This window comes from Paracoccus broussonetiae (assembly GCF_031854425.1).
In the GTDB taxonomy this organism is placed as follows: domain Bacteria; phylum Pseudomonadota; class Alphaproteobacteria; order Rhodobacterales; family Rhodobacteraceae; genus Paracoccus; species Paracoccus broussonetiae.
In genome coordinates, this window is sequence record NZ_JAVRQI010000012.1 from 35,167 (window position 1) to 55,789 (window position 20,623).

Here is a 20,623-nt window from a genome sequence, read left to right on the forward strand (position 1 = left end):
CAGGCTTACCGGTTACGCGCCATATCGGCGCAAAGGCTCACAGATTCGGACGTTCAGGCATCCAGACCATGTCGATGATCGGTGTGGCATCCGGATCGATGGTCCGAAATCCCAGCCGCTTGTAAAGCTCGATCGCACGATTTGTCCTGACCGCGGAAAGGGATACGGTCCGTCCTTCGGCACCGGCCTTGGCCAGCAGGTCGCGAATGATCCGCGACCCGATCCCCATCCCGCAAAACTCCTCGAGGATCTGGATTTGCGCGATGTAATAGTCTGCATCGCGTTCTGTCACCTGTGTCCAGCCGATATCCTGCCCGGCAAGGGTGATGATCTGCGAATCGGCCGCCTTGAACGACCGCCGGATCGCCGCGCGACGCATGGGTTCGTCCCAGGCATCCAATTGCTCCATCAACGGGCGCATGGCGTTGATGTGGATCGCCTCGGCAAAGGCGAATTCGTCGGGATGGGCGGGTCGGAGGCCGAATTCCGGGCATTCATTCATGCACGGAATTATAGGGGCAAGTTTAGACATGTCACGGAACTTCCGTAATTTTTCATGGCGATTTTTGCCGCGAAAAAATGTAGAAAGATAGCGCACCCGATCGGTCCCCGCTTGACGCGGCGGCAAGGGATGACTTTGTTCAGTTCCGCTACACGCGGCGGCGGACCGATCCATCGGCGGAAGGGACCAGGGGCAGGAAGAATGAACGCGCAGTCCAGTTTGTCCGGCCCGCGGCTTCTGACCGTGCTTTACGCTGATATCCACGGCTATACCGGGCTGATCGAACGCGACGAACAGGGCACCCTTGCACGCCTGACCCGATCGCTGGCCCTGATCCGCAGCCTTGCCGGCGACTACGGCGGTTCGGTCGTGAATACCGCGGGGGACGGTTTGGTCGCCGTTTTCGAAAGCGTTCAAAAGGCGCTGCACTTCGCACTTGAGATGCAGCGCGAACTTGCGCGCGAAGTTGCCTGGGCCGATGGCGGCCAGCCGATCTGGTATCGCGTCGGCATATCGGTTGGGGATACCTTTGCGGGACAGGATGGCGTCTATGGCCACAGCGTCAATCTGGCCGCGCGTATCCAAAGCTTTGCCGAGCCCGGTGGCATCTGTGTCACCGATGCTGTCTATCAGATGCTGCGCAAGAATGGTGAACTTCGCCTGACATCGCTGGGTATCAAGCATCTGAAGAACATCTCGACCCCGGTCGAGGTGTTTTCGGTGGACCTGATTCATGCCGCCCCAGGCCCGGCGCAGGAAATCCTGCCGCTGCGTTCCATTGGCGCTGAAGCGTTGCCCGACGCTTCGCTGGCGATCCTGCCGATGGAGAATATCTCGGCCGATCCTGCCGACCTGTATCTGTGCCAGGGTATCGTTGCGGATGTGATCACCAGCCTTAGCCGCTTCCGCAACCTGATGGTGATCGCACGCCATTCGGCCATTCTGGCGGCGGCGAACTCAGGGTCATTGCGCGAGATAGCGCAGCGGCTTGGGGTGCGCTACCTGCTGTCCGGCAGTCTGCGCCGGTCCGACCAACGCATCCGCATCACCGTCGACCTGATCGAGGCAAGGTCCGAGAACATCATCTGGTCGGAACGCTATGACGGGGTGATGAACGATATCTTCGACTTTCAGGACGATGTCGCCGCGATGACTGCCGCCCGGGTCGCGATCCAGATCGACGCGGCCGAGCGGCAGCGGATGGCGGAACACAAGCATCCTGCCCTTTACGCCTATGGGCTGGTGCTGCGTGGGCAGGACATGGGTTTCCGTTTCCTTCAGGATTCCAATCTGCATGCGCGCCGCCTGTTCGAGCAGGCGCGCGAACTGGATCCGGCCTATGGCCGCAGCTACGCCGCCATTTCGCGGACATTCAACGTCGAATGGCGATATAACTGGACGAACGACCCCGCCGGCGCGCTGAACCAGGCTCTGGTCCTGGCCAAGCGTGCGGTCGAATGCGACAGCATGGATTCCCGCGGCTATTCCGAAATGGGGCTGTCGCATCTTTACCTCAAGCAGCATGACGAGGCGTTGGCCGCATATGAACACGGGATCGGCTTGAACCCCAACGATGCCGATCTTCTGGCCTATATGGGGGATTGCCTGGCCTATGTCCGGCAGGGCGCGCGCGCGGTCCAGATGCTGGAAAAGGCGATCCGGCTGAACCCCTATCACCCCGATTCCTACCTGTGGTTTCTGGGCGACGCCTATTTCCACAACGGCCAGTATCCCGAGACGATCAGGACGCTGAACAAGATGCGCGACCGGTCCGAGGCACATCGCCTGCTGGCCGCAAGCCATGCCATGCTGGATCAGATGCCCGAGGCACGCCACCACGCTTCCGAGGTGATGAGAGTTCATCCGAACTTCACCATCGAGCATTGGCGCAAGGTCCCGCCACTTCGCCATGCCGAGGACCTCGAACTTTATGTCGAGGGGTTGCGCAAGGCCGGTCTTAACTGATCTGTCCCGATTCCTCGCAGATACAAATATTCACGGTGCAACTGCTGAACACCAACGCCGATGCGGCCCCCACGGCAAGCAGCTATCGGGCGGGCGGGTTCCTGCATTGTGAGGACCTGACCAAAACCAGGGTGCGGTCCCCAAGGATCACGCCATTTTCGCGGCACGGGAACATGATCTGGCGTCCAGCGTTCCACATCGTCCGCTGAACGAAGGGTGCGGCATGATGCGATATGATGGAGGATGCCTGTGCGGGGATCTTCGGATCACGGCGGTTGGGATTCCGAACCGGGTTGCGATTTGCCACTGCCTTGATTGTCGCAAGCATCACGGCGCGCTGTTCTATGCCGCCGCAATTTTTCCACGCGATGCGGTGACGATCACCGGCAGTCATGCCTGCTATCAGGGGCGTTGCTTTTGCCCCCGCTGCGGGTCGTCGGTCTTTGCGGTCTCGGGGGCTGAGATCGAGCTTCATCTGGGAACGCTTGATGCCCCCGACCAGCTGATGCCCAGCTATGAAAGCTGGACGATACGGCGCGAAGCGTGGCTGCCGCGATTCCCCTTGGCGCAGCGTTACGACCGCGACCGTCCGGACCCGCCATCTCCCGGCTGAGAAAAGGCCCGCGACGGGCGCGGGCCTTTTATGTCAATGGTGGTTCTGTGGTGGAGCCTCTGGCTTCTTCGCTGGTCCGTGAATGGATTCCCGGACACGCTGGATCAGCTTGAAGAAGATAGGGACCAACAAGGTTCCCGCGATGGCGGACATGATGGTTCCGCCAAAGACCGCAAGTCCCAGCGACACCCGGCTGGCTGCGCCAGCCCCGGTGGCGATGACCAGCGGAAACACCCCCGCGACAAAGGCGACACCCGTCATCATCACCGGCCGGAACCGCAGGCGGGCGGCCGTGATGGTGGCTTCGTGCAGGTCCATCCCGTCCTCTTCGCGCAGCTTCTTGGCGAATTCGACGATCAGGATGGCGGTCTTTGCGGCAAGACCAATCAGCAGCAGCAGCCCGATCTGCCCGTAAAGGCTAAGCGGGATGCCCCCGATCCGCGTTGCGACCAGCGCACCCACCAGCGCGACCGGTACCGACAGGATGATCGCAAACGGCGTCAGGAATGACTCGTAGAGCGCGGCAAGGAACAGGAATGTAAAGATCAGCGACAGTCCCAGCGCGATGGGCACGGCATTGCCAGATTTCCGTTCCTCATAGCTGGAATCGGTCCATTCGAAGCGATAGCCGGGCGGCGTCGCGGTCTGGGCAACCGCCTCCATCGCGTTCATCGCATCGGCCGAACTGAAGCCGCCCGCGGCATTCGGGATGCCGGTGATCGTCGCCGAGTTGTAGGTGTTGTAGCGGTAAAGCACATCCGCCCCGCGAGACGGGACCGGCTTGACCAGCGCGCCCAGCGGCACCAGCTCTCCCTTCGCGTTCTTGACGTAAAGGTTGTCCAGGTCACGCTCACCTTGACGATAGTGCGAGTCGGCCTGCACCATGACCTTATAGGTTTCGCCGAACAGATTGAAATCGTTGACATAGGTTCCGCCCAATTGGGTTTGCAGGGTCAGGAAGATGTCGTCGATCGGAACGCCCAGCGTCTTGGCGCGCAGCCGGTCGATCTCCAGCTTGATCTGCGGCGCGCCGGCGTTGAAGGTGGTGAAGGCGCGCGTGATTTCTGGCCGCTCATTCGCCACGGGCAGCAGCTGCGACAATGCGCTTTCCATCTCGTCCGCACCCCGGCCCTGCGTATCCTCCAGCACGAAGGAAAAGCCCGCGACGGTGCCAAGACCGGGAATGGCCGGGGCGCCGAAGACAAGCGTCTGCGCCTGCGGCAATTCGCTGAACAGCTTCTGATACTTGGCCTGCAACGCCGCTTGCGACTGCGCCGGATCCTTGCGGTCGTCCCAGGGGCGCAGCTTGGCGATGATCATCCCGGCATTCGATTGCAGCGCGGTATTCAGCAGGCTGTAGCCGTTGACTGAAATGACGTTCTCGATCGCCGGTTCTTTCTTCAGCGTCTCGATGATCTGGTCCATCACCAGTTCGGTCCGGTTCAGCGATGCGGCCTGCGGCAATTGCACATCGACGATGAAGAAGCCCTTGTCCTCATCCGGGATGAAGCTGGTGGGGGTCGAGATGAACAGGAACCACAGCCCCACGAACAGGCCCGCGATCAGAACCAGGCTGATCAGGGCATGGCGCGCCAGCCAGCCGACAATGGCCGTGTAGCCATTCGTCACACGCTCGAACCCGGCATTGAAGCCGCGGATCACGAAGTTGGGCCGTCCGCCGACCTTCATGATACTGGCGGCCAGCGCGGGGCTAAGCGTCATCGCGTTGATCATCGAGATCAGGACCGAAACGACAAGCGTGGTCCCGAACTCGGCGAACATGCGCCCGGTAATGCCCGGCAGAAGGGTCGCGGGGCCGAAGACGGCGGCCAGGACAAGCGAGGTGGCAAAGATCGGGCCGGCCACCTCTGACATGGCTTTGCTCGTCGCCTCTTTGGCGTCCAGACCGTCGTGATGCATCAGGCGCTCGACATTCTCGACGACGATGATTGCGTCGTCGACGACCACGCCGATGGCCAGGATCAGTGCGAACAGGGTGACTGTGTTGATCGTCATGCCCAGCGCGTAAAGCACCGCCATCGTGCCGATGATCGAGACGGGGACCGCGATGGCCGGGATCAGCGTCGCGCGGAAGCTGCCCAGGAAGAGATAGGTCACCGCGATCACCAGCGCGATGGTGAAGAACAGCGTGATCACCGTCTCTTTCAGCGAGGCTTTGATGAACAGGGTGGTGTCGTGGCCAATCGCGTATTGGACCCCCTCGGGGAAGGATTTGGCCAGTTCGTCCATCTTGGCGCGCACGGCATCCGCCACGGCCAGCGAGTTCGCGTCACCCAGCTTGTAGATCGCCAGAAGCACACCGGGACCGTTGTTGAATTCGCCATAGCCCTTGTAGACTTCGGCCCCCAGTTCGATCCGCGCGATGTCGCGCAGTCGCAGGACCGAGCCGGATTCGTCCGCCCGCAAGACGATGTCGCCAAATTCTTCGGGAGAGTTCAGGCGGCCTTGCGTGGTCAGGACATACTGGAACTGGGTCGCCTCGGGGCTGGGCGCGGCGCCAAGCTGGCCGACCGCGGCCTGCACGTTCTGTTCGCGGATGGCGGCGATGACCTCGTTCACGCTGATGCCCTGATTGGCCATCTTCACCGGGTCCAGCCATGCCCTCATGCCATAGTCGAGCGCGCCGATGATGCTGGCTTCGCCAACGCCAGGCAGGCGTCCCAATTCACCCTCGATGTTCAGGCTGGCATAGTTCGACAGGAAGACGCGGTCATATTCGCCCCCCGGCGCAAGCAGGTTCACGACCATCAGCATGTCGGGATTGCGCTTGCGCACGCTGATGCCGCGTCGGCGCACCTCGTCGGGCAGGCTGGGCTCGGCCAGCGCCACGCGGTTCTGCACGTCCACCTGCGCCAGTTCGGCATCGACGCCGATCTCGAACGTCACGGTCAGGGTATAGCTGCCGTCCGATGCCGCTTTCGAAGACATGTAGACCATGCCCTCGGCCCCGTTCACCTGATCCTCGATCGGCGAGGCCACGGCGTCGCGTACGGTATCGGCGCTGGCCCCCGGATAGTTCGCCCGCACCACCACCTTTGGCGCGGAAATGTCGGGGTATTGATCGACCGGCATCACATACAAGGCCAGCAGCCCCATCAGGGTGATGACGATCGAGATGACGAATGCGAATTTCGGTCGGCGGATGAAGAATTGCGGTCCCATGTCCAACTCACTCTCTGCCGATGCGGATCATCCCTTGAACGGCTCGGGCGTTACAGTCGCGCCCGGCCGGACTTTCTGCAGCCCCTCCACGATCACGCTTTCGCCTTGCTCAAGGCCCTTGTTGACGGTCCAGTCAGCGCCGTCGCGGATACCCAGTTCCAGCAGGCGGCGCTGGACCACGTTGTCTGGACCGACGACCATGACATACTGCCCCTCCTGATCCTGACCCACGGCGCGCTGGGGAACGACGACGCGATCCAGCGCCTCGACCGTCTGGCCATGCAGGATGACGTTCTCGCCCGGCAGGAGCTCACCATTGGGGTTGGCGAATTCGGCCCGCGCCGCGATCGACCCGCGTGAGGCTGCCGCCTGGAAATCCCAACTGACGAACTTGCCGGTTTCGGGATATTTGTCGCCCCCTGGAAGGATCAGGTCGATCTGCAGGTCCGGGATGTCCTGTCCCTGATCCTCCATTCGCTCGCGGCGGCGCTGGAAGTCGTTATAGACCTGCTGGCTGATGAAGCCGACGGCATAGATCGGGTCCAGCCGCACGATTTCGGCCATAGGATCGGGCTGGGTGGGGTCGGCGGGCTGGACGAAATCGCCGACCGCACGCGCTGCGGCGCTGATGCGGCCGTCGAATGGCGCGTGGATCTGCGTATCGTCGAGGTTTTTCTGCGCCCGGTCGATCGCGACCTGCGCGGATGCGACCTTGGCCTGCGCGGCCGCGTATTTCGCCTGGGCAAGATCAAGCTCCTGCTGCGCGCTGGTCCCGCGAGAGACAAGGGTGCGCGAGCGCTCGAACTCGATCTTCATTTCGCTTTGTTCGGCTTCGGTCAGTTGCAGCGCGGCCTTGGCCTCGGCCAGCGCGAATTTGTATTCGCGGTCGTCGATGCGGAACAGCAGGTCGCCCTTTTTCACGATGTCGCCGGGGGTCACGTTCCGTTCGACGATCTGTCCCCCGACAAGCGGTCGGACCGAGGCCGTCGCCTGCGCCTCGATAATGGCGGGATGCGAGAATTCGGGACGGATGCTGCGTCTTTCGGCAGGGACCACCTGAACCTTGACGGGTGCCGCGGCCTCTTGTGCCTGGGCCGGGGCAGGGGCGCCCTGCACCCAGACCGCAAGTGCGGCAACCAACAACGGGACGTGAACCAACTGCATTCGGAACCTCCAAAATTCGTCAGGCGCTTGAATGTTCACGCCCCAGGAAAAGGCCGTGTCGTCAGAATGTCGATTAATTGACCAAAGATTGATGCACCCCACGGATGCCGTCAACCGCACCGGTTTGCATATCTTCGCCAAATTGCTGAATTGGGGCCGCTTTCCAAATGGCGTGGGAAAATGGCCACGCCGTCTGCGGGTGGGTCAGGAGTCAGCCGGCGGGCAGGGTTGCGACCGATTCCGCTGTCATCACATCGGCATTCGGCATGGGCCGGGGCGTTTCCGCAAGATAGCGCCAGACCTCGGATATCACCACCGAACCCTCGCCCACGGCCGAGGCCACGCGCTTGACCGAACCTGCGCGAATGTCGCCCACCGCGAAAATTCCGGGCTGCGACGTCTCGAACGAAGCGCTGCGGCCGGCGGCGGCACCGGTCAGAATGAAGCCTGCCTCGTCCAGTTCGATCAGCCCCGACAACCAGGCGCAGTTCGGCGCGGCACCCGCCATGATGAAGACGGCGCAGGCGTCGATCTGAGCACCGGCCCCGACAGAGGTCACGGTTCCGACCCGCTGCAGGGCCTCATCCCCCTCAAGCGCGGAAATCGAGGTGTCGAAATGGATGGTGATCCGGGGATCGGCGGCCAGCCTGCTCGACAGGTATTCCGACATCGACGCCGCCAGCGATCCGCCCCGCACCAGCAGGTGGACATGGCGGGCGCTGCGCGACAGGAACATCGCGGCCTGGCCCGCCGAATTTCCGCCGCCAACCACGATTGCCTGCGCGTCCCGGCACTGGCGCGCCTCAAGTTCTGTCGCGGCATGATAGACGCCCCGGCCCAGGAAGCGGTCGACACCGGGAATGGCCAGCTGGCGATATTGGACCCCGGTCGCGACGACCAGCGCACGGGCGCAGATCTGATTCCGGCAGTCCAGGGTCACGCAGAACAGCCCGTCCTGTCGCCGCTCCAGCCGGATTACCCGGCGCGGCATGGCGAAACTGGTGCCGAATTTCAGCGCCTGCACCTCGCCGCGCCACACCAGGTCCGCACCCGAGATGCCGGTCGGAAAGCCCATGTAGTTCTCGATCCGGCTGGAGGTCCCGGCCTGTCCGCCCACCGCCAGATCCTCGATCACCAGCGCCCGCAGCCCTTCGGCCCCGGCATAGACGCCGGCGGCGACGCCTGCGGGCCCACCGCCGACGATGATGACATCGAAGATCTCGCCCGGTTCGGCATGCAGGTCCAGCCCAAGTCGCTGCGCGACCTTCAGGGGCGTTGGCGCGTCGATGACAGTGCCCTGTCCGAAGATCACGGCAGGTTGGCCCGGCTGGATCCCGCATTCCTCGGCGACGGCGCGCGCGCCGGGACAGACCAGATCGAACGAGCGCACGGGAATGCGGTTCCGGCCTGCGAATTCCTCGATCTGCCGGATGGTGCCGTCCTGATCCGCGCCGATCAGCGTCAGGCCCGTGGCCCTTTGTTCAAGATGCAGGCGGCGGCGGGCTGCATAGACGGTGATGACGATGTCTGACAGTTCCGGCACCTGCGACATCAGGCGCAGCATCGCATCGCGGCCGACGGCGATGGCCCGTGTGTCCTGCACGGCGCGGATCGGAAGGGCATAGACGCCCTTGCTGAGAAAGGCGATCTCACCGGTAAATTGCGTGGGACCAATGGTCGCAGCCATGATGCGCTGTCGGGAATAGGGGTGGAGCACCTCAACCTCGCCTTCCTCGACATAGAAGAAGGTGTCCATCGGGCTCCCGATCTCGGCGATCAGTTCGCCCGCGGCAAAGCGGACCTCGCGCCCGATCCGGCGCAGTGCCTCGACATGGCTGGCATGCAGCGGGGTGCGCTGCATCTGCCTGAGATCGTGGCCGATCGCTTCCATCGCCGTCGTCTCCTTCGGGTCAGAGGAACTCGTCATCCTCGAAGCAATAAGACCAGCTTTCACCGATCTCCATCGAGCCGATGACGGGGTGGTCGGTGCTGTTCCAATGCGCCCGCGCGTGGCGGTTGGGCGAACTGTCGCAGCAACCGATATGACCGCAGGTCAGGCAGATGCGCAGATGGACCCAGCGCGATCCCATCGCCACGCATTCGGGGCAGACCGCGCCCGACTTCGCATGGTCAGGGGGGATCTCCAGCCTGATCTGATCGCGATGCGTGCAAGCCATGGTCAGCCTTTCGCCGATGATCCGATGCCATGCCAGACTGCGCCAAGCATCCGCAAAATCAAGAGGTTTTGCACGCTGTCCCAGCGCCGGACGCGTGTTTTCCCGATGTCGCGGGATTGCTTGGCACCGACTGCCGCGCAAGGGGGCAGGCTCAGGCCTGCCCGCCCGAAGGCGACGATGGCGGCGGTTCGGCTTCCGAGGAAGGGGCGGGCTTGCCTTTGACCTTTTCCCGCAGCGACTGGAACATGACGTAAAGCGACGGGATCAGGAAGATCCCGATCAGAGCAGCGGCCAGCATCCCGCCAGCGACGCCTGTCCCGACCGCGCGGCGGCTCAGCATCGCGGCACCCGTCGCGCCGACCAGCGGCAGGAGGCCCGCAATGAAGGCGAAACTGGTCATCAGGATAGCGCGGAAGCGGTCGCGCGCACCGGCCATTGCGGCTTCGTGGACGGGCATCCCCGCTTCGCGCCGGGCCTTGGCAAATTCGACGATCAGGATCGCGTTCTTGGCCGACAGCGCGATCAGCACGATCAGCCCGATCTGGGCATAGATGCCAAAGTCCAGCCCCGCAAGCTTCAGCGCCGCAAGCGCCCCGGCAACGCCGACGACGACCGACAGCAGCACCGGAACGGGAATCGTCCAGCTTTCGTAAAGCGCGACAAGGAACAGATAGGCGAAAAGCAGTGCCAGCGCGAGAATGGTGGTGGTCTGGCCCGCCGCCTCTTTCTCCTGCAGGGCGGTGCCGGTCCATTCATAGCTGTAGCCCTCGGGCAGGGCAGTGGCGCTGATTTCCTCCATCGCCTGCAACGCCGTGCCGGATGCCACGCCGGCCGCGGGCGAGCCATTCAGCGTGGCCGAACGATAGTTGTTGTAGCGCACGATGGATTGCGGCCCGATCGTATAGCTGACCCTGGCGACGGCGCTGACGGGGACCATCTCGCCGGTCGCGCTGCGGACATGCAGTCGATTGATATCGTCGACTGAGGCGCGGTCTGCCTCGGCCGCCTGCACGTTTACCTGCCAGGTTCGTCCGAACAGATTGAAGTCGTTCACATAGATCTGGCCCAGCGTCCCCTGCATGGTGGTGAACAGGTCGCTGACCGACACGCTGAGTGTCTGCAGCCTTTCGCGGTCCAGCTCCAGATAAAGTTGCGGCGACCCGGCCGAGAAGGTTGTGAAGGTCGGTCCCAGCCGCGCGTCCTGGTTGGCCGCGACCATCAGCCCGCCAGCGACGGCTGACAGGTCGGCGGGTGCGCGTCCCTGCAGGTCCAGAAGCTGGTATTCAAAGCCCGACCCCGTGCCCAGCCCGATGATCGGCGGCAGGTTGAAGGCAAAGACCTGCGCGGCGCGAATGCCCTGGCCCTTTTCCAGCGCGGTCGAGATCGCGGTGAACACGCTGCTGCTCGCGTCGGGGCGTTCGTCAAAGGGCTTCATCGCGACGATTGCAAAGCCGCTGTTCGATCGCGCCAGCCCGTCAAGGAAGCTGTAGCCCGTCACGCTCATGACGCCGCGCACGCCGTCAATCCCGCCCAGCATGGTCTCGACCTCGGTCATTGCGGCATTGGTGCGGTTGACGGACGAGCCTTCGGGCAGGCGCACCTCGACGAAGAAGGCGCCCTGATCCTCGGTCGGCAGGAAGCCCGAGGGCACGACCCGGAACAGGCCCAGAACCGCCGCGAAGCCAAGCCCTAGAAGCAGGATGCCCAGCACCGCGCGCCGCGCGATCATGCCCGCGCCCCGCACATAGCCGTCGCGGGCATTGTCGATCCGGCGCGAGATCCAGCCCAGCGGTCCCCGTTTCGGGCCGTGATGCGGGCGCAGCAGGATGCCGCACAACGCCGGGCTGAGCGTCAGCGCATTGATCGCCGAGATGACCATCGACACAGATACGGCGACCGCGAATTGCTGGAACAGCTGCCCCGAAAGGCCGGGAATGAAGGCCACGGGAACAAAGACGGACAGCAGCACCAGCGTGATCGCCATGATCGCGCCGGTGATCTCGCTCATGGCGAGCTTCGCGGCCTCGGCCGGGGCCATGCCGGGATTTTCCTCCATCACGCGCTCGACATTCTCGACGACCACGATGGCGTCGTCGACGACGATGCCGATGGCCAGAACCAGCGCCAGCAGCGACACGGTGTTCAGCGAGAATCCCAGCGCCAGCATGACCGAGAACGTCCCGATCAACGCGACCGGCACCGCGATCAGCGGGATCAGCGTCGCCCGCACGCTGCCAAGGAAAAGGAAGACGACGATGATGACCAGAACGAAGGCTTCGATCAGCGTATGCTCGACCTCCGAGATCGAGGCCTTCACGAATTCGGTCGTGTCATAGACGATGTCGTATTTCACCCCCGGCGGAAAATTCGCGGACAGGCGCTGCATCGCGGACTGAATCCCTTCGCCCGCCGCCAGCGCATTGCCGCCCGGCAGTTGATAGATCCCGATCATCGCAGTCGGCTTGCCATTATAGCGCGCCGCCGTGTCCGAGGACTTGGCGCTGAGATCGACCTTCGCCACGTCCTTGATCCGCAGGAATGAGCCGTCCGGATTGGCGCGAAGCACCACATTGGCGAATTCGGCGGGGTCGGTCAGACGCCCCTGCGTCGTCAGGTTCAGCTGGAACTGCGGGTCGTCGGTCATCGGTTGCGCGCCGATGCGCCCGATAGCGGCCTGCACGTTCTGGGCCTTCAGCGCCGCGACCACGTCGCCCGGCGTGACGCCAAGACTGGTCATGCGGTCCACGTCCAGCACGATGCGCATCGAGTAATCCAGCGCCCCGAACAGCGAGGCATCGCCGACACCCGGCACCCGCTTCAGGATGTCGAGGACGTTGATCGTCGCGTAATTCGACAGGAACAGCCCGTCATGCGCCGGATCGTCCGAGGTGATGGCGATGGATTGCAGCAGCGCCGAGGATTGCTTGCGCACGCTGACACCGGTGGCGCTGACCTCGGCCGGCAATCCCGGCGTCGCCAAGGCCACGCGGTTCTGTACGTTCACCGTGGCGATGTCGGGATCGGTGCCGACGGCAAAGGTTACGGTCAGCTTGTAAGAGCCGTCCGCGCCGCTGGTCGACTTCATGTAAAGCATGTCCTCGACGCCGACGACGCGGGATTCGATCGGCTGCGCCACCGTGGTCTCGACCACGTCGGCACCGGCGCCGGGATAGGTCGCCGATACCGTGACTTGCGGCGGCACGATGTCGGGATATTGCGCGACGGGCAGGGCGGTCAGCGCGATCAACCCGGCCAGCGTCAGGATGATCGAGATGACGGCGGCAAGGCGGGGGCGGTCGATGAAGACTTGCGACAGCATGGCCGGTCAGCCGCCCGAAGTCGGGGTGGGTGCGGGGACGGCGGCGGGCGCGGCATCGACGGTTACGCCGGGACGGACCTTGTTGATCCCCTCGGTGATGACCAGGTCGCCTTCGGCAAGCCCGTCGGTCACGACCATTCGGCCCTGATGCGCGGAGCCGGTCTTGATCTGCCGCCGTTCGACCTTCGATTCGGCGTTCACCAGCATGACGAACGGTCCCGACTGGTCGCGCTGAACGGCCTGCTGCGGGACGGTCAGGGTGCTTTCGCCCTCGCGCGCCTCCAGCATGACACCGACCAGAGCGCCGTCCAGCAGGATGCCATCGGGATTGTCGAAGCGCGCGCGCAGCAGCACCGTATCCGTGCCCTGCGCGACATTCGCACTGATATAGTCGACGTCCCCGGCAAGCGGATAGACGGTGCCATTGGGCAGGTTCAGCCGTGCCGTCGCCTCTTTGCTCATCTCTCCGCGCGCCAGTCGCTCCTGGTAGGTCAGGACCAGCGCCGTCGCGACCGGAAAGGTCACCTCGATCGGGTCAAGCCGCGTCAGTGTCGTCAGCGCGCCACTGTCCGGGCCGACCAGCGCGCCCACATCCACCGTGGTCAGCCCCACGATTCCCTGGAAGGGGGCCGAGATCTGGGTATAGGACAGTTGCAGCTTCTGCCGCTCAAGCGAGCCTTGCAGTCGCTGAAGCTCACCCTCGGCCTCGCCAAGCTTGGCCTCGGCGACGTCCAGTTCGTTCTGGGCCGCGGTCTTGCGGCGCACCAGTTCGGCCTTGCGGTCGCGTTCAAGCTCGGCCAGCTTACGCTGCGCCTCGGCCGCCGCGATCTGGCCCTCGATCTCGGTCAGGGCGGCGCGGTAATCGTCATCCTGAATGGTGTAAAGCTGCGCACCCTCGGCCACGCGCGCACCCTCGCGAAAGTCGATTTTCTCGAGAAAGCCCGAGACGCGGGCGCGCACGTCGATTTTCTGCGTCGCCTCGACCCGCCCCGAAAAGCTGGCATTTTCATGCACCTCGGTCATTTCGGCTGGGGCGACGATGACAGCGGGTGCGGTCTGCGCCAGGGCAGAGCAAGGCAGAAGCGCCGTTGCAAGAACACATAGTCCGCGAAACGTCAGCGCCATTACCACCTCCGCCATGTCCGAGGGGATGGTGCCACGGCCCCTGCCATTCCGCAACATCCGTGGGTTGCCTGCGCTTCCGCGCCCTCGCGGACTCCGGCGGGGTGGTTCCCCAAGGTCACAGGCCGGGTTTCGGTCCGCGGCAGGCCCCTCCCTTCATGGGATTTGCTACCTACCGTGAGCGCAGGCTTCCAAGGAAAATGATGATGCAGAAAAGACTTGTCCTGATCGCTGGTTCCCTGCTTCTGGCCGCTTGCGCCGCATCCGACAATTATGCCGAGTTGATCGCCAGATCGACCCCACCCAGCGCGGCCCTGAAAGCCCAGATCGTCGCGGGGGCAGAGGCGCTGATCTATGATCCTTCCTCGATCCGGGGGGCCGAAATCTCGAACGTGGCGACGCTGCCCGACGGGTTGCAGGGGGTCTGCGTGCGCGCGGACAGCAAGAACGTCGAGGGACGCTATATCGGCCGGCACAGCATCGGCATCCCGATCCGCGACGGCAAGATCGATGGCGGTACGCTGGACCACGCCATCTGCAACCGCGAGGACGTCCACTGGCAGCCGTTCCCGGAACTGGAGAATTTGCCGAAGAAGTAACGAGTCCCGCCCCGACAGGTGCCAGCCCGATGATCGCGCCCCACAGGCACATTCGTCGCCCGATCATCTCGGCAAGGGTGCTTGTCGGGCATAGGCGCTCGGCTGGTTCGGACTTCGCGCTGGCCCGCATCCTGGCCTTCATCGCCGGCGCGGCGAATGCCGGCGGGTTCTTCGCGCTGGGGCAGTATACCTCGCATATGACCGGCTACCTGTCGCAGGTGGCCGACAGTCTGATCGGGGGCAGGCTGGTGGTGCTGGGATCGGCGCTGCTGGCGATCAGCTCCTTCGTGGCCGGGGCGGCGCTCAGCAGCCTGCTGATCAACTGGGCGCGCAGCCGCAAGTTCCGAGAGCTTTATGCCATCCCACTGGCGCTGCAGGGATTTCTGCTGGCCTGCTTTTCGACAGGCGGCATCCTTTCGGGTCCGGTCGGGCATCTGTTCGCGCTGGCCTGCCTGTGCTTCATCATGGGCATGCAGAACGCGACCATCACCAAGATTTCCTACGCCCGCGTCCGCACGACCCATGCGACGGGCATGGTCACGGATATCGGCATCGAATGCGGCCGCGCGCTGTGCGGCGCAGTTTTTCCCGGCTCCGGCGTTTCCGCGGACCGCGCCAAGCTGCGAATCCTGCTGACCCTGGTCGGCACATTCGTTCTGGGCGGGATCGTCGGAGCCGCTGGCTATGCCGCGCTGGGGTTCCTTTTCTCGCTTCCGCTGGCGGCGGTGCTGCTGGGCCTGTCGGTCCCGTCGCTGCTGCGGGGGTAGCTCGCAGCCATCGAAGCGGGGGCCTGCGGGACGCGCAGCCGCATGTCAGGGGATCGACCAGCCAGCCGATCCAAGCGATGCTTCCATCATGGCGCATCCTGGCAAGACCCCCTCATCCCATTTCTTCTTCTTCGCGGCCCGCCCGCCCGAGGACGTTGCCGAACAGATGGCGGATGCGTGGCAGACACTGGGCACGGGCGAAAAGCTGCGCCGCGACAAGCTGCACATGACCATTCTGCTGGTCGCGGATGTCAGCGTCGTTCCCGAAGGGCTGGTCGATCAGCTTCTGAATGTCGGGGCGGCTGTCACCTGTCCTGTCTTCGACGTCCAGCTTGACCGTCTTGCGACATGGCGTCACGGGCGGGCGCGCAACAACCCGTTGGTCCTGACCGTGGCCGGCGGACGCAGCGTTGAGGGAGAGGCGCTTGCCGCGGCCCTGCTCTCGGCGCTGCCCGAGGACCTGCGCTGGCCGCGATGGCGGCTGGTTCCCCATGTCACGCTGGCTTATGGCAAGGGCTTTGGCGATGACATCACCCTGCCTCAGCCGATCCACTGGCAGATCGACAGCTTCACGCTGACCGAAAGCCTGCGCGGTGTGGGGCGGCACATTCCGTTGGCCTCATGGAGATTGAACCGCGCGCCGGACGATCCGGCGTCGGGCGGCAAGCAATAGGGCACCGATACGGCCGAGGCGGCGCTTCTCATTTCCGGCTCGGAAGGAATGGCGGTCCGGGACCATCGGAACTCGTTGACCACAGGACCGGGATGCCACAATGTTGGGCAACCGGATGTAAAGAGATCAAGCTATGTGCCAGGTCTTTGCGGGGCAGGATCCCGAACGATACGAAACGGTGACGCGGCGGCTGCGGTTGAACGGGCAGTCCACCTCGATCCGGCTTGAGCGCGCCTTCTGGCGAATCCTTGACCGTATCGCCGCGCAGCAGGGTCTTTCGACACCGGGGTTCATTTCCAAGCTTCATGCCGAAGTGCTTGAATTGCATGGCGAAGTCAGGAACTTTACCTCGCTTCTGCGCTGTGCCTGCACGATCCATCTGGGTGACGAGCACCATCTGGCCGCGACCGCCGCCGAATAGCGTTAATCGCGCTTGTAGTAAGCCGTTACTACCTGACAGCGGATCGCGGCCTTTAGCCTTGGTCCAGACAGGAAGCAAAAGGCGGCGAGCATGGCAAAATATATCCATTCGATGATCCGGGTGCTGGATGAGGCGCGATCGGTTGATTTCTATGCCCGCTGTTTCGGCCTTGAAGTCGCCGACCGGCTGGATTTCGACACATTTACGCTGGTTTATCTGTCGAACGGTGAAAGCGAGACCGAGCTGGAGCTGACCGTCAACAAGGGGCGCGACACACCCTATGATCTGGGCGATGGCTATGGCCATGTCGCTTTCTCGGTCGAGGACGTGGACGCATGTCACGCCCGGCTTGAGGCCGGGGGCCTTAATCCGCGCAAGCTGATCGATTTCGCGCCGGGCGGAACGGTGATTGCGCGGTTCTTCTTCATTGCCGATCCGGATGGCTACCAGATCGAGGTTCTGCAGCGCGGAGGCCGCTACAAATAAGCCGTCGCGGCCTGCCGGAGGAGCGGCCGACCCCGACGGAAAGCGTGGGAGGAGGAAAGGAAACATGTCAGAACTCAGCAAGCAGGGGCTGACCCGGCGGGCGCTGTTGTCGCGCGCCGTTGCAGCTGGCGCCTTGGCCGTCATCGGGACCGGCTTTGTCGCCGCTCCGGACGCCGCCTGGGCGGTCGAAGTCACCCATGTCAGCGAACACGAGATGGCGACGCTGCTGCAGATGGCGCGCGACATCTATCCCCATGACAGGGTGGGCGACCGGTTCTATGCGATCGCGGTCAAGGGCTATGACAGTGCCGAACAGAAGGCGGTTGTGGCCGAAGGGATCGCCGCCATCGACAAGGCCGCCAAGGATGCCGGCTTCGAGGACTATCTTTCCGCCGGATGGGAGGCAGAGCGCGTCGCGATCCTGCGCGCTGTCGAGGAATCGAATTTCTTCCAGACCGTCCGCGGTGGGTTGGTAACCGGGCTATACAACCAGAAAGAGATCTGGCCGATCTTCGGCTATGAAGGCGAGTCCTTCTCGCAAGGCGGCTACATCAATCGTGGCTTCGACGACATCGACTGGCTGTGAAGGGGGGAAATGCATCATGGCACAAGCAGCCAAATTCGATCTGAACGACGACAGCGTGGTGGTCATCGTGGGCACCGGCTCGGGCGGTGGGGTGCTCGCCAACGAACTGGCGCAGAAGGGCGTCAAGGTCGTCGCGCTGGAGGCAGGGGGGCGCTATCTTCCCGAAGATTACATCAATGACGAATGGGAAAGCTTCGGCCAGCTTGCCTGGACCGACCCGCGCACCACATCGGGCGACTGGCGCGTGGCAAAGGATTTCGCCGGCCTGCCGGCCTGGATCGTGAAGGCAGTGGGGGGAACCTCGATCCACTGGGCGGGGGCCTCGCTGCGCTTCCAAGAGCATGAGTGGAAGGCGAAAAGCAACTATGGCACTGTCGAGGGGGCCAACCTGCTGGACTGGCCGATCGACGGCACCGAAATGCAGCCCTGGTACGACAAGGCCGAGGCAAAGCTGGGCGTGTCCGGCGTTGGCGGTCGCCCGAGATTGCCGGGAAACAGCAATTTCAAGGTGTTTGAAAAAGGTGCCAAGGCGCTTGGATACAAGGAAGTCCATACCGGCAACATGGCCATCAACAGCGTCGAATATGATGACCGGATGTCCTGCCAGCAGACCGGCTTCTGCTTTCAGGGATGCAAGTGGGGCGCAAAATGGTCGGCCGCCTATACCGACATTCCGCGCGGTGAAGCGACCGGCAATCTTGAAGTCCGCGACAATGCCCATGCCGCCCGCATCCTGCATGACGACAAGGGCAAGGTCACGGGCGTCGAGTATTTCGACAAGGATGGCAACCTGCACATGCAGAAGGCCCGGCTGGTCTGCGTCGCGGGAAACAGCTTCGAAAGCCCCCGGCTGCTGCTGAACTCTCACAGCGCGATGTTCCCGGACGGGTTGGGCAATCGCTCGGGGCAGGTGGGGCGGAACTACATGCGCCACACCACCGGCTCGGTCTATGGGATCTTCGAAAAACCCGTGCATATGTGGCGCGGCACCACCATGGCCGGGATCATCCGCGATGAGGCGCGCCACGATCCCTCGCGCGGGTTCGTCGGCGGGTATGAGTTGGAGACGCTGAGCCTTGGCCTGCCGTTCATGGCGGCTTTCCTTGATCCCGGCTCGTGGGGCCGAGAGTTCACGACCGCGCTGGACAGCTATGAGAACATGGCCGGCATGTGGATCGTGGGCGAGGACATGCCCCAGGCCGACAACCGGGTGACGCTGTCAGAGGTCGAGGACCGTTTTGGGCTGAAGGTGGCGAACGTGAATTTCAGCGATCACCCCAACGACATCGCCATGCGCAATCACGCCTATCAGGTCGGGCAATCGATCTATCGCGAGGTGGGCGCCACGCGAACCATGCCGACGCCGCCCTATCCCTCGACCCACAACCTTGGGACGAACCGCATGTCCGAAAAGCCCGAAGACGGAGTGGTGAACAAGCACGGACAGTCTCATGACGTGTCGAACCTGTTCATCAGCGATGGCAGCCAGTTCACCAGTGGCGCGGCCGAGAACCCGACGCTGACCATCGTTGCCCTTGCCATCCGGCAGGCCGATCACATCGCGACGGAAATGGCCGCCGGGAACGTCTGAGAAAGCGGGCCGCCGACGCCCTGACGGACCCGTCGTCGGCGGCCCAGCCATGAAGGTTTGCGCGTGTCGATCATCCTCGCGCGTAGATCAGTCGATCGGATAGCCGTGCTTGTGCAGGAACCTCCAGATCGCGCGGTTCAGTTCGGACAGGTCGTCGAGATCCTGATCCAGCCGGGCCATTTCCTCGGCGGTCAGGGGCTGGCGCTGACCGATCCTGATGCGATCGCGACGGTCAGCGATCCGCATCAGGATGGTGGCGATCGAGCCATCCTCCTGAAAGGACCACAGGCTGTGATTGTAGCGGTTGCGCACCGCCGAGAACCGTCCAAATCGCGCCATCAGGTCCAGCAGGTCATGCCGTTCCGGACCTGAAGCAAGGCGCTGCTTGGCCAGCCTTTCGACCAGTTCGATCCGCGCCCGGGTCGAACTAAGGGATAAAAACACCACGACCGCTGCATCCATCGCCATGCCCGAAAGCCCGGCCATCAGATGGACCAGCAGGCTTTCGGTGTTGCTCCAGGCATAATTCAGGCGCCCGACCCGCAACAGGATCGCGTCCAGCCCGGCCTCTCCGGTCGGGATCAGACCGGAAAGGTCGTCGGGCTGGGGCCCGGGCATGGTCACGGACGCATCTCGCGAAAGCGCATCGCCGCTTCGGTCCGGTTGCGCGCGCCCAGCCGGATGCTGCCATTGTGCAAGTGCAGCTTGACGGTGTGGATCGACAGGCCCAGATTCTTGGCGATGCTCTTATTGGAATGACCGTCCGCGACCTGTTGCAAGACATCAAGCTGCCGTTGCGTAAGGCCAGAGACGCCGACGGCCTCGGTTCGCTCCTCGTGGGGAAGCGCCGCGATGACCTCGGGGCAGACATAGCTGCCGCCATGGACGATCAGCTTGACGATGGACAGCCATACATCCAGCCGCACATTCAGCGGCAGAAGATTGACCGAATGTCGTCGCAGGGCCGGATCGGCATGACATGCCAGTGCGAATTCCATGGTGCTGTAGGCGATGCCCAACCTTAGGCCGGGCAGGCTCAGCACCCATGTCCATTCGGCAGGGGTCATGCTGCGCATCAGGGGCTCGTCCAGCAACAGGACTTCCGGCAAGGCGCCGGTGGTCTGCACGAATTCCTTAAATTTTGGAAACGAGCTGAGGGTTGCCGAGCTTACTCCCCCCAATTCCTGCACTGTCGCAGAAATCAGGCAGCCCGAAAAATTGCAGTGATTGCCGACAAAAACCACCTCGACCACGGGAAGGGAAACTTCGGGGACAAGTGCCGGTAAATCGTTACGACTTGGAATCATCATTACACTCCGTTCTGGTAGCGGTGGCGGCGCCATCCTTGACACGCTCGTGTCAATGATTTTGCCGCTTCTCAGACGGTGGTAGCGTGTCTAGACTCGTGGAAGGTAACATAACGTGGCAGCGCCGCCAGTGAATTGGGCAGGTGCC

The 20,623-nt window shown here is 63.4% G+C and carries 18 protein-coding genes; 9 read left to right on the plus strand and 9 right to left on the minus strand.

Translation table 11 applies throughout. The annotated features are described in order from the left end of the window. Positions 1–37 precede the first annotated feature (37 nt). The gene (locus tag RM190_RS15575) at positions 38–502 is read right to left on the minus strand and encodes a GNAT family N-acetyltransferase (protein ID WP_311760384.1); all 465 of its coding nucleotides are present in this window, start codon (positions 500–502) and stop codon (positions 38–40) included. Positions 503–703: 201 nt separating this feature from the next. Between RM190_RS15575 and RM190_RS15580 the strand changes: the two genes are divergently transcribed. Continuing rightward, positions 704–2,467 (plus strand): adenylate/guanylate cyclase domain-containing protein, encoded by a 1,764-nt coding sequence (locus tag RM190_RS15580; protein ID WP_311760385.1) that lies wholly within the window; start codon positions 704–706, stop codon positions 2,465–2,467. Positions 2,468–2,690: 223 nt separating this feature from the next. After that, positions 2,691–3,080, plus strand: a complete 390-nt coding sequence (locus tag RM190_RS15585) for a GFA family protein (protein WP_311760386.1) — start codon at positions 2,691–2,693, stop codon at positions 3,078–3,080. Between the two features lie 33 nt (positions 3,081–3,113). Here the strand turns inward: RM190_RS15585 and RM190_RS15590 are convergent, their stop codons facing one another. From RM190_RS15590 to RM190_RS15615, 6 genes are all read right to left on the minus strand, one after another. Further along, positions 3,114–6,263, minus strand: coding sequence for an efflux RND transporter permease subunit (locus RM190_RS15590; RefSeq protein ID WP_311760387.1), 3,150 nt, complete (start codon positions 6,261–6,263; stop codon positions 3,114–3,116). A gap of 27 nt (positions 6,264–6,290) precedes the next feature. After that, positions 6,291–7,427: an efflux RND transporter periplasmic adaptor subunit gene (locus RM190_RS15595; protein WP_311760388.1), complete on the minus strand. Its 1,137-nt coding sequence runs from the start codon at positions 7,425–7,427 to the stop codon at positions 6,291–6,293. A gap of 211 nt (positions 7,428–7,638) precedes the next feature. Further along, on the minus strand, positions 7,639–9,318 hold the full coding sequence (locus tag RM190_RS15600; protein WP_311760389.1) for an FAD-dependent oxidoreductase: 1,680 nt from the start codon (positions 9,316–9,318) through the stop codon (positions 7,639–7,641). A 19-nt stretch (positions 9,319–9,337) separates the two neighbouring features. Further along, positions 9,338–9,604 (minus strand): UBP-type zinc finger domain-containing protein, encoded by a 267-nt coding sequence (locus tag RM190_RS15605; RefSeq protein WP_311760390.1) that lies wholly within the window; start codon positions 9,602–9,604, stop codon positions 9,338–9,340. A 151-nt stretch (positions 9,605–9,755) separates the two neighbouring features. After that, the gene (locus tag RM190_RS15610) at positions 9,756–12,923 is read right to left on the minus strand and encodes an efflux RND transporter permease subunit (RefSeq protein WP_311760391.1); all 3,168 of its coding nucleotides are present in this window, start codon (positions 12,921–12,923) and stop codon (positions 9,756–9,758) included. A gap of 6 nt (positions 12,924–12,929) precedes the next feature. Then, positions 12,930–14,048: an efflux RND transporter periplasmic adaptor subunit gene (locus RM190_RS15615; RefSeq protein ID WP_311760392.1), complete on the minus strand. Its 1,119-nt coding sequence runs from the start codon at positions 14,046–14,048 to the stop codon at positions 12,930–12,932. A gap of 203 nt (positions 14,049–14,251) precedes the next feature. On the opposite strand from RM190_RS15615, the gene RM190_RS15620 reads away from it, so the two are divergent. From RM190_RS15620 to RM190_RS15650, 7 genes are all read left to right on the plus strand, one after another. After that, entirely contained in the window at positions 14,252–14,644 is a 393-nt protein-coding gene (locus RM190_RS15620) for a hypothetical protein (RefSeq protein WP_311760393.1), read from the plus strand. A 29-nt stretch (positions 14,645–14,673) separates the two neighbouring features. Further along, entirely contained in the window at positions 14,674–15,411 is a 738-nt protein-coding gene (locus RM190_RS15625; RefSeq protein WP_311760394.1) for a YoaK family protein, read from the plus strand. 88 nt (positions 15,412–15,499) lie between these two features. After that, positions 15,500–16,084 (plus strand): 2'-5' RNA ligase family protein, encoded by a 585-nt coding sequence (locus RM190_RS15630; protein ID WP_311760395.1) that lies wholly within the window; start codon positions 15,500–15,502, stop codon positions 16,082–16,084. A gap of 133 nt (positions 16,085–16,217) precedes the next feature. Continuing rightward, positions 16,218–16,505 carry a ribbon-helix-helix domain-containing protein gene (locus RM190_RS15635; RefSeq protein WP_311760396.1) on the plus strand — a complete coding sequence of 96 codons (288 nt, stop codon included), beginning with the start codon at positions 16,218–16,220 and terminating at the stop codon, positions 16,503–16,505. Positions 16,506–16,595: 90 nt separating this feature from the next. Further along, entirely contained in the window at positions 16,596–16,991 is a 396-nt protein-coding gene (locus RM190_RS15640; protein WP_311760397.1) for a VOC family protein, read from the plus strand. Positions 16,992–17,055: 64 nt separating this feature from the next. Beyond that, positions 17,056–17,577, plus strand: coding sequence for a Twin-arginine translocation pathway signal (locus tag RM190_RS15645; protein ID WP_311760398.1), 522 nt, complete (start codon positions 17,056–17,058; stop codon positions 17,575–17,577). A gap of 16 nt (positions 17,578–17,593) precedes the next feature. Then, a complete protein-coding gene (locus RM190_RS15650; protein ID WP_311760399.1) occupies positions 17,594–19,168 on the plus strand; it encodes a GMC family oxidoreductase in 1,575 nt (524 codons plus the stop codon). A gap of 87 nt (positions 19,169–19,255) precedes the next feature. On the opposite strand, the gene RM190_RS15655 is transcribed toward RM190_RS15650, so the two are convergent. Together RM190_RS15655 and RM190_RS15660 are read right to left on the minus strand one after the other, a co-directional pair. Then, positions 19,256–19,786 (minus strand): hypothetical protein, encoded by a 531-nt coding sequence (locus RM190_RS15655; protein ID WP_311760516.1) that lies wholly within the window; start codon positions 19,784–19,786, stop codon positions 19,256–19,258. Between the two features lie 2 nt (positions 19,787–19,788). Further along, a complete protein-coding gene (locus RM190_RS15660) occupies positions 19,789–20,511 on the minus strand; it encodes a helix-turn-helix transcriptional regulator (protein ID WP_311760400.1) in 723 nt (240 codons plus the stop codon). Between the last annotated feature and the right edge of the window lie 112 nt (positions 20,512–20,623).